The 15445-nt window shown below is 52.6% G+C and carries 10 protein-coding genes; 3 read left to right on the top strand and 7 right to left on the bottom strand.

Annotated elements, in window-relative coordinates; genetic code table 11:
• Nucleotides 1–280 precede the first annotated feature (280 nt).
• Nucleotides 281–4165: a phosphoribosylformylglycinamidine synthase gene (purL, locus tag OB87_RS11460; protein ID WP_033569666.1), complete on the bottom strand. Its 3885-nt coding sequence runs from the start codon at nucleotides 4163–4165 to the stop codon at nucleotides 281–283.
• A gap of 276 nt (nucleotides 4166–4441) precedes the next feature.
• Between purL and mltF the strand changes: the two genes are divergently transcribed.
• A complete protein-coding gene (mltF, locus tag OB87_RS11455) occupies nucleotides 4442–5899 on the top strand; it encodes a membrane-bound lytic murein transglycosylase MltF (protein ID WP_033569564.1) in 1458 nt (485 codons plus the stop codon).
• An 11-nt stretch (nucleotides 5900–5910) separates the two neighbouring features.
• Here mltF and tadA read toward each other — a convergent pair whose 3' ends face one another.
• From tadA to OB87_RS11435, 4 genes are all read right to left on the bottom strand, one after another.
• Complete coding sequence (tadA, locus tag OB87_RS11450) at nucleotides 5911–6402, bottom strand: tRNA adenosine(34) deaminase TadA (RefSeq protein WP_033569563.1); 492 nt, start codon at nucleotides 6400–6402, stop codon at nucleotides 5911–5913.
• Between the two features lie 75 nt (nucleotides 6403–6477).
• Nucleotides 6478–7122: a phosphatidylglycerophosphatase C gene (gene yfhb, locus OB87_RS11445; RefSeq protein ID WP_033569562.1), complete on the bottom strand. Its 645-nt coding sequence runs from the start codon at nucleotides 7120–7122 to the stop codon at nucleotides 6478–6480.
• A 37-nt stretch (nucleotides 7123–7159) separates the two neighbouring features.
• Nucleotides 7160–8083 carry an N-acetylmuramic acid 6-phosphate etherase gene (gene murQ, locus OB87_RS11440; protein ID WP_200884289.1) on the bottom strand — a complete coding sequence of 308 codons (924 nt, stop codon included), beginning with the start codon at nucleotides 8081–8083 and terminating at the stop codon, nucleotides 7160–7162.
• 131 nt (nucleotides 8084–8214) lie between these two features.
• The gene (locus OB87_RS11435) at nucleotides 8215–8556 is read right to left on the bottom strand and encodes a tryptophan synthase subunit beta (RefSeq protein WP_033569561.1); all 342 of its coding nucleotides are present in this window, start codon (nucleotides 8554–8556) and stop codon (nucleotides 8215–8217) included.
• Between the two features lie 591 nt (nucleotides 8557–9147).
• On the opposite strand from OB87_RS11435, the gene OB87_RS11430 reads away from it, so the two are divergent.
• Both OB87_RS11430 and OB87_RS11425 read left to right on the top strand, forming a co-directional pair.
• The gene (locus tag OB87_RS11430; protein ID WP_033569560.1) at nucleotides 9148–11334 is read left to right on the top strand and encodes a type I secretion system permease/ATPase; all 2187 of its coding nucleotides are present in this window, start codon (nucleotides 9148–9150) and stop codon (nucleotides 11332–11334) included.
• Nucleotides 11321–12169, top strand: a complete 849-nt coding sequence (locus OB87_RS11425; RefSeq protein WP_033569559.1) for an HlyD family efflux transporter periplasmic adaptor subunit — start codon at nucleotides 11321–11323, stop codon at nucleotides 12167–12169. The genes OB87_RS11430 and OB87_RS11425 overlap by 14 nt, the downstream gene beginning before the upstream one ends.
• A 13-nt stretch (nucleotides 12170–12182) precedes the next feature.
• On the opposite strand, the gene OB87_RS11420 is transcribed toward OB87_RS11425, so the two are convergent.
• The gene (locus OB87_RS11420; RefSeq protein WP_033569558.1) at nucleotides 12183–13700 is read right to left on the bottom strand and encodes a sensor domain-containing protein; all 1518 of its coding nucleotides are present in this window, start codon (nucleotides 13698–13700) and stop codon (nucleotides 12183–12185) included.
• Between the two features lie 772 nt (nucleotides 13701–14472).
• The gene (gene pdeH, locus OB87_RS11415; protein WP_072025463.1) at nucleotides 14473–15264 is read right to left on the bottom strand and encodes a cyclic-guanylate-specific phosphodiesterase; all 792 of its coding nucleotides are present in this window, start codon (nucleotides 15262–15264) and stop codon (nucleotides 14473–14475) included.
• Between the last annotated feature and the right edge of the window lie 181 nt (nucleotides 15265–15445).

Raw genomic sequence — 15445 nt, 5'->3', positions numbered from 1 at the left:
ACTATCAATAAAAATAATTAAGACACTGAAATTAAAATAAAAATAAAACAACCCAATCAAAAATCATCGACGTTATGCTCCTGACTGCACACTAACCTGGCGGAAATTTAACTTTTTGTCGCCAAAAAAAGACATTCTAGTGAGCACAGAGAACAACCATTATAAATCAAATAGATAAATGTCTCCTTTTAGCGACACGCCAAAGTGGTGATGTCGCCAATTTGAGACAAAAAATAAAGGGACCGAAGTCCCTTTATAATCAATGCATTGCTTTATCGCATCACCCCAATTGACGGCGTGCGTTACGGAACATACGCATCCACGGGCTATCTTCACCCCATTCTTCCGGATGCCAGGAGTTGCTGACGGTACGGAACACACGCTCTGGATGCGGCATCATCACCGTAACACGGCCACCGACACTGGTGACAGCAGTAATACCGTTGGGCGAACCGTTCGGGTTAACCGGGTAATCTTCCGTAACCTGACCGTAGTTGTTAACAAAACGCAGCGCCACCAACTGATGCTGTTCCAGAGCAGCCAGATGGCTGTCATCACGCAGTTCTACGCGCCCTTCACCATGAGAGACAGCGATCGGCATACGGGAACCGGCCATATCCTGCAGGAACAGCGATGAACTGTTGGTCACTTCCACCAGGCTAAAGCGCGCCTCAAAACGATCAGACTTGTTGCGCACAAAACGCGGCCAGTGCTCCGCACCTGGAATCAGCTCACGTAGATTGGACATCATCTGACAGCCGTTACACACACCCAGCGCCAGTGTCTGCTGACGCAGGAAGAAAGCGGCAAATTCATCACGTACCCGATCATTAAACAGGATTGATTTCGCCCAGCCTTCACCGGCACCCAGCACATCGCCATAAGAGAAACCACCACAGGCAACCAGCGCCTGGAAGTCCTGCAGGTTACGGCGACCAGCCAGCAAGTCACTCATGTGAATATCAATGGCGTCAAACCCGGCGCGATGGAACGCCGCGGCCATTTCCACATGAGAGTTAACCCCCTGTTCGCGCAGTACCGCCACCTTCGGGCGCACCTGACGGCTGATGAACGGCGCAGCAACATCCTCGCGCAGATCGAAGGTCAACGCCACGTTCAGCCCCGGATCGTTGTCATCGGATTTGGCGTGGTGTTCCTGATCGGCGCACTGCGGGTTATCACGCAGACGCTGCATCTGCCAGGTAGTTTCAGCCCACCAGTTACGCAGCGTAGTGCGGCTTTCGTGGTACACCACATCGTTGCCGTTGTGAATGATGAAATGATTGCCGACCTCCGCCTGCCCCAGATAGTGCACGCAGTCAGCCAGACCATGCTCAGCCAGCACCTGTTCCACTTCAGCACGACGGGAAGCCTCAATCTGGATAACGGCACCCAGCTCTTCGTTGAACAGCACGGCCAAGGCATCTTCACCCATGGAACCGATGTCGGCTTTAACGCCGCAGTGCCCAGCAAACGCCATCTCCGCCAGCGTAACCAGCAGGCCGCCATCAGAACGGTCGTGGTACGCCAGCAGCGCCTGATTCGCTACCAGCACCTGCATCGCGTTGAAGAAACCGGCTAGTTGAGCTGGGTTACGCACATCTGCGGTTTTGCGACCCAGTTGGCGATAAACCTGAGCCAACGCCGTAGCGGCCAGTGCGTGATGCCCAGCACCCAGATCGATCATCAGCAACACGTTATCTTTGTCAGTGCGCAACTGCGGTGTGACGGTATGACGCACGTCTTCCACACGGGCAAAAGCGGAAATGACCAGTGACAGTGGTGCGGTTACCGATTTGTCTTCGCCATTTTCCTGCCAGCGGGTTTTCATCGACATCGAGTCTTTACCCACCGGAATGGTCAGCCCCAACGCCGGACACAGCTCTTCGCCCACCGCCTTCACGGCATCATACAGGCCAGCGTCCTCACCTGGATGCCCTGCCGCCGCCATCCAGTTGGCGGACAGTTTCACGCGTTTCAGGTCGCCAATATGCGTCGCCGCAATGTTGGTCAGCGCTTCACCAACAGCCAGCCGCGCCGAAGCGGCAAAGTTACGCAGTGCCACCGGCGCACGCTCGCCGATGGACATGGCTTCACCGTAATAGCTATCCAGGCTGGCGGTAGTCACCGCACAGTCCGCTACCGGCACCTGCCATGGCCCAACCATCTGGTCGCGCGCCACCATCCCGGTTACCGTGCGGTCGCCAATGGTGATCAGGAAGGTTTTCTCTGCCACGGCTGGCAAGTGCAACACACGTTCAACCGCTTCCGCCAGATAAATACCTTCGCGATTCAGTGGCGTGCCTTCCACCTCTTTACGCTCAACATCACGCAGCATCTTCGGCGTTTTGCCCAGCAGCACGTCCAGCGGCATATCGATCGGCTTGTTGTTAAAGTGGCGATCGCCGAGCGTCAGATGTTGTTCTTCTGTGGCTTCGCCAATGACCGCATAAGGCGCGCGCTCACGACGGCAGATTTCATCGAACTGCGCCAGTTGCTCAGGCGCTACCGCCAGCACATAACGCTCCTGCGACTCGTTACACCAGACTTCCAGCGGGCTCATGCCCGGTTCGTCATTCAGGATATCGCGCAGCTCAAAACGGCCACCGCGTCCGCCGTCGCTGACCAGTTCCGGCATGGCGTTGGACAGGCCACCAGCACCGACGTCATGGATAAACAGAATGGGGTTTTGTTCGCCGAGCTGCCAGCAGCGGTCGATCACTTCCTGACAGCGACGCTCCATTTCCGGGTTATCGCGCTGTACCGAGGCGAAATCCAGATCCGCATCAGACTGGCCGGAAGCCATAGAAGAGGCCGCTCCGCCGCCCAGACCGATGTTCATCGCCGGGCCGCCCAGCACGATGAGCTTGGCACCGATGCTGATTTCGCCTTTCTTCACATGATCGGCACGAATGTTGCCGATACCGCCCGCCAGCATGACAGGCTTATGATAACCACGGACTTCTACACCGTTATGGCTATCCACCGCTTCTTCATAGGTACGGAAATACCCAGTCAGCGCCGGACGGCCGAATTCGTTATTGAACGCCGCGCCGCCCAGCGGGCCGTCGGTCATGATGTCCAGCGCGCTGACGATACGATCCGGCTTGCCAAAATCCTGCTCCCACGGCTGGATAAAGTCAGGAATACGCAGGTTGGATACCGAGAATCCCACCAGACCGGCTTTCGGTTTTGCCCCTCGTCCCGTAGCGCCTTCATCACGAATTTCGCCGCCGGAACCCGTCGCCGCGCCCGGCCACGGTGAAATGGCGGTCGGGTGGTTGTGTGTTTCCACTTTCATCAGGATATGCGCGTCCTCCTGATGGTAGCCGTAAGCGCCCTGCGGATCCGGGAAGAAACGGCCGACAGCCGATCCGTCCATCACCGCCGCGTTATCCTTATAAGCAGACAGAACATAATCCGGCGTATGCTCAAAGGTGTTTTTGATCATCTTGAACAGTGACTTCGGCTGCGTCTCACCATTGATGATCCAATCGGCATTAAAAATTTTGTGACGACAGTGCTCAGAGTTTGCCTGTGCAAACATATAGAGTTCGATATCTGTTGGATTGCGTCCTAGTTTGGTAAATGCATCCAGCAAATAATCCATTTCGTCATCGGCCAGCGCCAGCCCCAGACGCAGGTTGGCTTCTTCCAGCGCGGGGCGGCCCTGCAGCAAAATTTCCACCCGTTTCAGCGGAGCTGGCTGATGCTGAGAAAACAGCAGATTAGCCTGTTGCAGGTCGTCAAACACGCTTTCCATCATGCGGTCATGGAGCAGTGCGGCCAGTTCCCGCCACTGCGCATCGCTGAGCGTCGGCGCGTGGATGTAAAACGCCAGACCACGCTCCAGACGACGGATTTTCTGCAAGCCGCAGTTGTGTGCAATGTCGGTCGCCTTGGAAGACCAGGGAGAAATCGTGCCAGGACGCGGGGTCACCAGAATCAACCGCCCGGTAGGCTCGTGCTCGGTGAGAGAGGGGCCGTATTTCAGCAGTCGGCTCAGCCGTGACTGTTCTTCATGGTTTAGCGGAGCGTTCACATCGGCGAAGTGGACGTATTCGGCATAAATGTCGCTGACGGGCAGATGATACTCCTTGCACCGGGCCAACAGTTTATTGATACGAAAAGCCGATAAGGCGGGTGAACCACGCAGTATTTCCATCATCTAAATTTCTCTCGTCTTCGAGGCACCGGAGACAGTGCGTCAGGGCGCTACAGGGGGGAAACGCGCGCTATTATAAAGAATAGTGGCGCATGACGAAACCGTTTGCGTAGCGATTGTTAAACATTGAGAGCACCTTGCGGTCAAACAGTAGGCAAACTAATAAAAGTTGCACACTGGCGGTTTGTTAAGCAAAATGCCCCCGACTCTGGGACAGATGTATAAGAAACTGCCGTTATAGACAGACAGGCCAACCGGCCGCCGAGAGACAACTCATTGAAGCGTTTAACGATAAATTATGTTTTCATCGGGGTAATCGCTTTGCTGTTGACGCTGGCACTGTGGCCAAATATTCCCTGGCGCAGTCACCAGGATGTTCAGCTAAGGCAAATTCTTTCACGTGGCGAGCTGCGCATCAGCACCGTGACTTCTCCGCTGACCTATATGCTCAGCAACGGTTCCCCCACCGGACTGGACTACGAACTGGCCAAACGATTCGCCGACTACCTTGGCGTGCGGCTGGTGGTATCGGTGCGCCAAAACGTCGACGATTTATTCAGCGACCTGGATAACGACAATGCCGACCTGCTGGCTGCCGGTCTGATTTACAACCGGGAGCGCCTGAGCCGCTTCCGTGCAGGTCCTTCCTATTATTCAGTATCGCAGCAACTGGTCTACCGTATGGGTACGACTCGTCCCGGCGCACTGGATAAATTGCAAGGTAAGTTGACCGTGTTATCTGGTTCGGCGCACGCCGCCACACTGCGTGATTTCAAAGCGGGTAAATACCCGCAACTGAGCTGGGAGGTTGCCACCGACCAGTCCGAACTGGACCTGTTAAAACAGGTAGCGGAAGGAAAGCTGGATTACACCATCGCCGATTCCATCAACATTGGCTTGATGCAGCGTATTCATCCACAGTTGGCGGTGTCGTTCGATCTCAGCGACGAAGAGCCGGTCACCTGGTATATGCGGCAAAATCATGACGATAGTCTCTCCGCTGCACTGCTCGACTTCTTCAGCCAGATGATGGAAGACGGCACTCTCGCCCGCCTGGAAGAGAAGTACCTCGGGCATGTCGGTGAGTTCGACTATGTGGATACCACCACCTTCCTTAGCGCCATCGACAACACCTTGCCAAGCCTGCGCCCGCTGTTTGAAAAATACGCCAAAGAGATCGACTGGAAACTGCTGGCGGCCATTTCGTATCAGGAGTCGCATTGGAATCCGCTGGCGACCTCGCCAACCGGGGTGCGCGGCTTGATGATGCTGACCCGCAATACCGCAGAAAGCCTGGATGTGGTGGACAGGCTCAACCCGGAAGAAAGTATCCGCGGTGGAGCCAGATACCTGAGTCAAATGATGGAACAGGTGCCTGCAACCATCCCGACGGACGAACGTATCTGGTTCGCACTGGCAGCTTATAACATGGGGTACGCCCATATGATGGATGCCCGCAAACTGACAGAAAAACAGAAAGGAAACCCGGATAGTTGGGCTGACGTCAAGGTCCGCCTGCCAATGTTGAGCCAGAAACGCTACTACGCTCAAACCGCCAACGGTTACGCCCGTGGTCAGGAGGCATACAACTACGTGGAAAATATCCGTCGTTATATGGTTAGTCTGGTCGGGTATCTTTCAGAGAAAGAAAGCCGGATGTTGCAGCAGCAACTGGCCGCCAGCGCTTATCCCGCCGTACCGCCGGAACAGTTAACCGCTAATCCTTCCCACTGACGCACGGTTACTCAGTCCGACGAGCCTCGTTCGGCAGAGCGCGCGTCACGCTGCTGCTGACGACGCATACGGAAAAAACGGCTCAGTAGGTCAGAACACGCATCTGCCAGTACCCCGTCGGTAATGGCGATATGATGATTCATACCCGGATGGCGCAGAATATCAACAAGAGAACCTGCCGCCCCCGTTTTGGCATCAGCCGCGCCATATACCAGCCTATTGATGCGGCTATGAATCATGGCACCAGCGCACATCACACAGGGCTCCAGTGTGATGTACAGCGTAGTATCCAGCAGACGGTAATTTTGCAACACCTGTCCGCCCTGCTGTAACGCCATGATCTCCGCATGGGCGGTAGGGTCATGGCGACCGATCGGGCGATTCCAGCCCTCACCGATAATCTTGTCTCCCTGCACCAGCACTGCGCCGACAGGCACCTCACCTTCATCCCAGGCCCGCTGCGCCAGCGTCAGTGCATGACGCATCCAGAATTCATCATCCATTGGATTACCCTTCACTCCTCTTGGCTTACGCCTTCATCACGTGCGGCGCGCATTATACATGCCAGCAGCGGCGAGTCATTCCAGTTGCTGCAGATGACCGGCAGACGTCACGCGCCAACGATGGGCACAGAAAGCGAGTAGCGGATTATCCTGTTGGCTGTCGCTGTAACCGCTGTAAAGTTCAAGCGGTGTTCCCAGCCGACGCTCCATCTGCACGACTTTCTCGTGCCCCAGACAGCGCAGGCTAAGCACCCAACCGCCACAGCATCTCGCCATTTGGCTACCGATCAACTCAACCTGTGGAAGAAACGATGCGTCGCAATAAACCTGTTCAACCAGCCGTTGTGGTGAACCCGTCACCAGCCAGACCTGTGACCGCTTGTCAGCCAGATAGCGTTCCAGACGCTGGTGCACCAAAGGAAAAGGTGTGACTCGCTGGCGGAACCAGACCACAAACGCCTGCTCTAGTTGCTGCAACCGTGCTTCACGTCGCCCGACGGTGATCGCCCACAACAACAAGCTAACTGGCCAGCGGGCAGCACGACCATTGAGTGCCAACCCTGCCGCCAGCAAAGGCAACAAAGGGACAACCAACAATAAATTCAACGGCAAATGGCGGATCAAGAACCACAGAAAGCGGCCGAACAGATCTTGACGATGCAATGTGCCGTCCAGATCAAAGAATACTGCACGCTTAGCCGTCGGCGATGAGTTCAACATGGGCACGTTCCGGTTATTCGAGACAGCAGTGATGGCATTACGCCTTCTCCACGCTCAACGCATCGCGCAAATAGCCCGCTTTCTCGGTCAGTCGTTGCCTGGCCTGCTGCGCGTTGCAGCCGGTCACCACCATTACTATCGCCGGTTTAACCTCATAATCGGTCTGCACCAGACAGCGCTGCGCTGTATCCCGATCAATGCCGGTGGCGTCCATCAGGATGCGGCAGGCACGATCCACCAGCTTCACGTTGGTGGCTTTTACATCGACCATCAGGTTCTGGTACACCTTGCCCAGACGTACCATCGCGCCAGTGGAAATCATGTTCAGCACCAATTTTTGTGCTGTACCTGACTTTAGCCGGGTGGAACCGGTCAACACTTCCGGGCCGACCAACGGAGAAATCGCTATCTCCGCCGCCTGCGTAATGGGCGAGAGTGGGTTACAGGAAATAGCGGCGGTACGGCAGCCCAGAGCACGGGCATAGCGCAATCCCCCCATGACATAAGGCGTTCTCCCCGATGCGGCAAGGCCAATGACCATATCCTGAGCCGTGAGCGTCAGCGCCATCAAATCCGTTTCGCCTAACGCCGGGTCATCTTCTGCGCCTTCAACCGCCTTCAGCAAGGCACCTGGGCCACCAGCAATCAATCCCACCACCAAACCATGCGGTACACCAAAGGTAGGCGGACATTCTGACGCATCCAACACCCCGAGACGACCACTGGTGCCAGCGCCCAGATAGATCATTCGTCCGCCTGCCTTCAGGCTAGCGGCAGCGGCGTCCACGGCCTGAGCGATCGCTGGCAAAACCTCACGGATTGCCTCCGGCACCCGGTGATCTTCCTGATTGAACAATGACACCATTTCCAGCGTAGACAGCTGATCCAGGTTCATGGACGCCGGATTCCGTGTTTCCGACACCAATGCACCGAAATCTATACTTTTTTCGTCTTTTATCATCATCCAGTCGCCTTGCTCATCCACACAGTATCGCTCACCGTCAATCGGCGCTCATTGATAACTGGTTATCGAACCAATAAAAAACGGCTTGCAAGGTCACTGGCAAGCCGTTTTGTCAGTACTTCTTAACATCAGAATATTTTGTCCTCATCTTCGCGGATTAGCGAATCCAGATCACCCAACGCTTCACGCGCCTGTGCTCGGTTGATGAGTTTAAGCTGTGCGGCTGCCGGGAAATCCGTAATGTTAATCTGACCTTTGGTGATCAACACCTGAATCAGATCTTCCAGTACACGCACCATTTCCAGATCACTGCTACGCAGCCGCTCAATATTAGCCAGAATAGCCTGCTGATTATTCATCCATGCGATGGCTTCAACAGAACCATCCGGCAGTTCGCCGTTCATTTCGGGAAACGGCACTTCCTCTACCCTGATGAGATGGCCGTTACTGTCACGCAAAATATAAAACATACCAAGCCCTTTTTTATTTGCAAAAGAGAACTCACCTGGCAAGGTGGCCTCTGCTCCTGATTAGGATTTCATATGTGATCGCGCAGGCACCACCTGACACCTGTCGGGTGAATCAGTGCTGCCGCATAGACACACTACCGCACGACGAAGCCTGAACAAGCTTGCGATCCCTCATCAGCACACCACGTCAGGCCACCCACCAGCATGGCATTTTCACCATCGCCGGGCAAGCTATCCACGTGATTCTCTGCCTGTTATCCCCGTTTTGCGGCAGGTTAAATCGCGCGCAGAGCATTATCCACCAACTCATTACCAAACGTATTATGTCGTATCAAAATGTCAGTTATATTGACCAACATAAATGATTTTCAGCCATGGAAGATCGATGGGATGGCTTCCCTCCTGACATGATTCTGGCTGGTGGCCTTAAAATGAAAGGTTGCGTCCTGCAAGGTTCGCCATGAATAATGCTTGCCAGTCGAAACCTGAAAAAACAACAAAATCAGGCCATATTGCTTACTTTTTTTCTATTTTTTATCTGTGATCGCATTGTCTGCAGGCGGTCACGATGGCTAAGGAACCCGCAGCGACATGAATACACACCATGAGCAGCCGCCGGGCGGCGAGGACTATCATCATTCCCCACAACATCAGGATCCCCGCATCCGCCATGACGACCCGTTGCTTGATAGCCTGTTGGTCCTGTGTCGATTGCAAGGGAAACCGACCAGCCGTGCCACGCTGACTGCGGGGTTACCGCTTGAAGACCTGCGTTTACCCGTCAGTTTATTGCCACGCGCCGCGGCTCGCGCCGGTTTGCGAGCGCGAATACTCAAACGGTCGTTGAACGCGATTCCAGCGATGTCGCTACCTGCCATGCTATTACTGCGCGAAGGTCGCGCCGCCATCCTGTTGAGTTGGACGCCAGACGGCCGCGCCCGTCTGATGACAGGGGAAACGGAAGGCGGTGAAATTACGGTCGACCACAATACGTTACAGCAAAATTATCTGGGGCTGGTGATGTTCGCCCAGTCGACTCACCGCTTTGAAGCCTCGCCAACAGCGTTACTACCACGAAGCAAAGCCTGGTTCAAAGACACGCTGAAGCTATCGCGCAGCCTTTATCTGGATGCTGTAATCGCCAGTCTGCTGATTAATATCATCGCGTTGTTTGTGCCACTGTTCATCATGCAGGTCTACGATCGGGTCATCCCCAATCAAACCACAACCACCTTGTGGGTACTGGCTTCCGGCGTCAGCATTGCGTTGCTTTTTGACCTAGTCCTGCGGATATTACGCAGTATTTGTGTCGATATCGCCGGAAAAAAGACCGAGCTGATCCTTTCCGCGACGTTATTTGAACGCCTGACCGGCATGATGCTGTCGGCCTTTCCGGCACGCACCGGTGTAGTGGCACACCGGGTACGGGAATTTCAGGCATTGCGCGATACGCTATCGTCGCTGACGTTAGGCACACTGATCGACTTTCCGTTCACGCTACTGATGTTGATTTTGCTCGGTATGCTGGGAGGACCGCTGGTCTGGATACCGGTGCTGACACTCCCTCTGGTGCTGCTGTTCAATGGGCTGTTGCAAAAACCAATCACCGCGGCACTAACCCAATCACGACATCTGACTGACGAGCGACAAGCACTGTTGACCGAAACACTGAACGGGCTGGACACCGTCAAGATTAATAACGCGGAAGGCGAGCGTCAGCGCCAATGGGAACAAATTAGCGGCGATATCAGCCGGCTGGACTCACGGGTAAAAACGTTGTCGGCCATCGCCACCCATCTAACGCAATCATGTCAACATCTGGCGGGCATCGTCGTGATTGTCTCTGGGGTATATCTACTACTGGACAGCCAACTCACCCTGGGCACGCTGCTCGCCTGTTACCTGCTCAATAGCCGGGCACTGATGACGCTGGGGCCACTGTCTGAGCTGTTTACCCGTTATCAGCAGGCTCGATTGACACTGGAGGAAACCCAGCGGCTGATGGAATTACCGCAGGAGCGGGGCGAGCAGCCCTACCCTTTAAAACGGGAAAGTATTCAGGGCAGCATCGAATTTCGCGATGTCACCTTTCGGTATCCAGAGCAGAAAAGTCGTGCGCTAATTGATATCAACCTGTCGATTCGCCCCGGCGAAAAAGTCGGCATCATCGGTCGTACTGGCTCGGGTAAAAGTTCGCTGGAAAAGCTGATCGCCAACCTTTATCAACCGACCAACGGCAACTTGCTTATCGACGGCGTGGATGCCCGTCAACTCGATATCGCCGATGTTCGTCACCATATCGGCTATATACCACAGGATATTCAGCTGTTCAGCGGCACGCTGCGGGACAACCTGATTTGCGGTGCTCGCTATGTAGAAGACGATGCCATGCTGCGTGTAGCGGAGATAGCGGGTGTGAATGATTTCGCCCGGTTGCACCCAGACGGTTATAACCTGCAGGTTGGTGAACGGGGTATGCAACTGTCGGGCGGTCAGCGACAGGCAGTAGCGATTGCGCGCGCACTGCTGCTTGATCCGCCAATTCTGGTGATGGACGAACCCACCAGTGCAATGGACAACAGCAGCGAAGACCGCTTCAAGCAGGCGCTGCAAACCTACATCGCCAACAAGACGCTGCTGTTGGTGACACACCGGGTTTCCATGTTGACGTTGGTCGATCGGCTGGTGATCGTGGACAAAGGACGCATTATCGCCGATGGTCCTAAAGCCATTGTGCTGGATGCATTAAAGAAGGGGCAGATCAATGCGTCTCGCTAAGTTCCTACAACATATCAACGTATATTTCTCCAGCTATTCCCAGCAAGGTCCTCAAGGTTTGCCAGAAGTGGGTCAAGCGTTGGAGGAAGATACACCGCGTATTATCCGGTTATCGATCTGGATCATGCTGGCTTTTACGGTCTTTCTGGCTGGTTGGGCGGCGGTTGCCGAGATTGATGAAGTTGTGCACGCAACAGGAAAAACCATCAGTCAGTCACAACGCTATCGAGTTCAGGCGCAAGAAGCTGGTGAACTCAGTGACATGTATATCCGCGAAGGTCAGATCGTCAACATCGGCGAACCCCTGATGCGGCTGGAACATACCTACTCTTCCAGCACGAACACCTCTGACACCGGTGAAAACAAGACGGACAAGTTATCTCTGGTAGTGTCTCCGGTGCGGGGTATTATCAGATACATTCTGGTCGATGCCACAACCGGGCAGATTTCTCCCGGCCGGACACTGGTAGAAATCACGCCACTGGATGACAAGTTGTTGGTCGAAGCGCGGGTCAAACTGCAGGATATGGCGTTCTTGCGCCCAGGACAGGAAGCCATGATGACGTTCACCGCATATGACGACACCACCTTTGGCGGGCTAAAAGGTTATATCGATCAAATTAGTCAGGATATGGTGACCGATCAAGCCGGTAACAGCTTTTACCTTGTTCGGTTGCGCACGGAGAAAAACTATCTGGGGAGTATCGACAAGCCACTGCTGATCCTTCCCGGCATGGTCGCCAATGTGAATATCATTACCGGCAGGAAAACATTGCTCAGCTATCTGTTAAAACCGATTCGTCAAGCTCAGGCGGAAGCGCTGCGGGAAAGATAATGCCAATCCGTGTTTACTGGTGGGTATTCAAGTCATGATAGATCTGGGTCTGGCTGCGCCCCAATGCCTTCGCCTGATACATCGCAGCATCCGCATTGATAGCCAGCGTCAGTGAATCCGTACCGTGCTCCGGATACAGCGCAATCCCGATGCTACATGAAATATCTAGCTTCTTGCCCTCAATATAGAAAGGTTCATTGAGGGCGTGGTGGATTTTGTCCGCAACATACAGTGTATTTTCAACTTCTTTTATTCCCTGCAACAGGATGATGAACTCATCGCCGCTGCGGCGATACACCGTGTCGGTTTCACGCACCGCCCCCCGCATACGCGCCGCGGCTTCCTTCAACAGCAAATCCCCGGTCGCATGGCCGAAAGTATCATTAATTTGCTTGAACTTATCCAAATCGAGGAACATTAGCGCGATCTTGCGGTGAGTCTGGCGAGATAACTGGATCGCCTGCTCCATTTGCTCGGCAAAAGTCAGCCCATTAGCCAGTGAAGTCAGAGAATCGTAATGCGCCAGTTGTCGATAGTGTTCTTCGCTGCGGCGCAACATATCAATCGCCCGATACCGCTCAATCGCTACCGCCACCAATTGCGCGGATTTCTCGATCGAGGCGATTTCATCCTCCGTTGGTGAGTAAACCTTGCGGTGATAGACGCTCAATACGCCAAGAATTTCTTTATTCTGCCCGAAAATAGGCTCAGACCAGCAGGAGCGTAAACCGGCGTACAGCGCCAGACCTTTATACAGCGCCCAGTGGGGATGGGTGGAAATATCTTCTGCAATCACGCGTTTGCCGGAGTAAGCAGCCGACCCAAACGAGGCTGCACCATCAGCAATTTTCACATTGTGGATAGCATTCTTATAAAAACCGGGCAAGCTGGGAGCCGAGCCAAGGGTCAGGCACTTCTTCTCCTTGTCGACCAGCAGCACAGAGCAGACCGTTCTTCCAGGGTTTTTCTCCTCTACGCTGAAAATGATCGCATCCAGAATATCCTTCAGCGGCGCGCCACTCGACAGCAACTCCAGTGCGCGGTTATAGGAGTTATCGTGGTGTTCCTGAGTCTTGCGCTCAGTGATATCCATTTTTATGCTGACATACTGAACCGCATCGCTGGCTTTATTATATATTTTGACGATGCTGGCTTTTTCCCAATATAACTGTCCGTTTTTCTTACGATTAATAAACTCGCCGTTCCAAATCTCGCCTTTATTCAGGGTGGACCACAGTTCATCATACACACTGGCATTGGTCATGCCAGAGCTTAATATATTCGTCTTTCGCCCAATCACCTCTTCCGCTTCATACCCCGACATCGCAGTGAACTGCCGGTTCACATACACAATTTCACAGCTTTCATTAGCGATCATAATGGATGAAGGGCTGTACTCGGCGGCAAAGAACACCATGTTCAGGAAGTCCTGCTTTTTTTGTTCTGCGTTGGCTTTTTCCTGGAATTTGCGGCTCCTTGCAGAAGAAATCCCTAAGAGTACTATTAATAGGGTTATTATAATTTCATACACAATAACACTCTCCTCAGGCCCGGAACGGTCCTGATCGAACAAATCGCATCACTGAAGACGAAAAATCCCGGTAATAACCCCCCTCGCATGGATTTTCAGGGTTGGCACATTTCCGGAGAGTAGAAAGGATGAATGAAAAAACTATCCAGCTCTGCAGGACAGGTTCATAACCATAAAAATGACAGCATAAAGCCTCCATTATATCGCCGTGTGCAGACCTAAATAATAGAATCAAAAGAATAAGCTTAATCAGTTATATTAATGATAGTTATAGACATAAGCCTGGCTAATATTTTTATACGGCTCTTTACCGATTTCGTAGCGCAGTATTTTGACTATCAATTTTTCGTAAGCAAATCAATTATACCGATAAGTCCCACCATTTTAATCAAAAATAACTATCATCAGCTGTTTTTTGATCGTTGGTAGCAAACATTTATTTTTTTATCTATATAAATCAATTTGTTATGATAATAAAATCAACCAGTTCTTTCTCTTATGATTGCTGTTTTTTTAGACCACTGCCACAGCTTACTTGTTCAGCAAAAAGAACCTTGACCACATAAAACACTATATTTGTATAAAAAACAAGGCATAAAAAATGAAAAGTCTATAAATAGCAATCTAATCATTTATTTTCTACTATATATTGATGGAGTATGACTTTCCTCCCTCCCTCTTCCTCAAATGAGAACGTCGGCAGGTTTCCGGATAGTCTGGATGCATTGCATATCTGGGTGAAGGAACAAAATGAGTATAAAAGAAGGGATAACTACAACTCTGACCGAAGATCTTCCAAATTTTCAAACGGTTGAGGCCGGGATAAGAAGTATCCCTGGGCTGCCGAGGCGTTAGATTGTTTGACGATTTCCCACTCCTCTTCAGTTTCCACCCCTTCAATGACAACATCATTACAGTAGGTGGCAATCAGCGTGACCAGCGACGGAAATAGCTGTCGCCCTTCTTCACTCTTGAGCAACATAATGAAAAGCTCACGGGCAATCTTGATGCAGTCATATTTTGCTGGCGAAAGGGAAGAGAAATTCGCCACACCACAGCCAAAGTCATCCAGCCAGAGCTGCCCCGCTTCAGGCAACGTCGCCAGTGTGTCATGAGGCAAAACCGCCAGACTTTCAACCAGTTCAAAACGCAACCAAGGCATGGTCGTCAGCAGTTTCTTGGCCTGACGGTTTTCCTGCAACGCCAGCAACGTCAGCCCATCAATGTTGACGGATGCACGAAGCCCGTCCTGAACAAAACGTTTATCCCACTGACACAGCAGTTGTAATTGTTCAATAACGATATTTAAGCGTTCTTCGACATTAAGGCGGGCAAAATAGAGTTCAGGAGATAAAAACTTGTGCGGCATGGACGGGTGAAAAACAGCAGTCAGCAATTCAATTCCCATTAGACGACCGGAAGTCCGGTAAATGGGTTGAAATCTGTACCGCCTGTGGCAGCTGTGCCAGTAATCAGCGTCTTCAAACTGTGGCTCCCCGGTAGTGGAGGCTTCAGAGCTGGGCTGATTAAAGTGACTATTTTGCTGCACTATATGTTCCGCCATTGAAGGATATGCTTACGAATAAAAGTATACCACATGCATACATGAGTTTATCGACCTTGCCCTGACAATCTTTGCCCAGGTTAACTGTAATCCGAGTTACAGTACAAAGCGAATATGACGGACACATTGCACGGGAATATTTGTTTTTTTATATCAAAACGCTATGAAAAATTATGCATTA

It is taken from the genome of Dickeya undicola (genome assembly GCF_000784735.1).
Taxonomy (GTDB): domain Bacteria; phylum Pseudomonadota; class Gammaproteobacteria; order Enterobacterales; family Enterobacteriaceae; genus Dickeya; species Dickeya undicola.
Note: the sequence above shows the minus strand (reverse complement) of the source record. Positions and strands in the feature narration are given on the sequence as shown.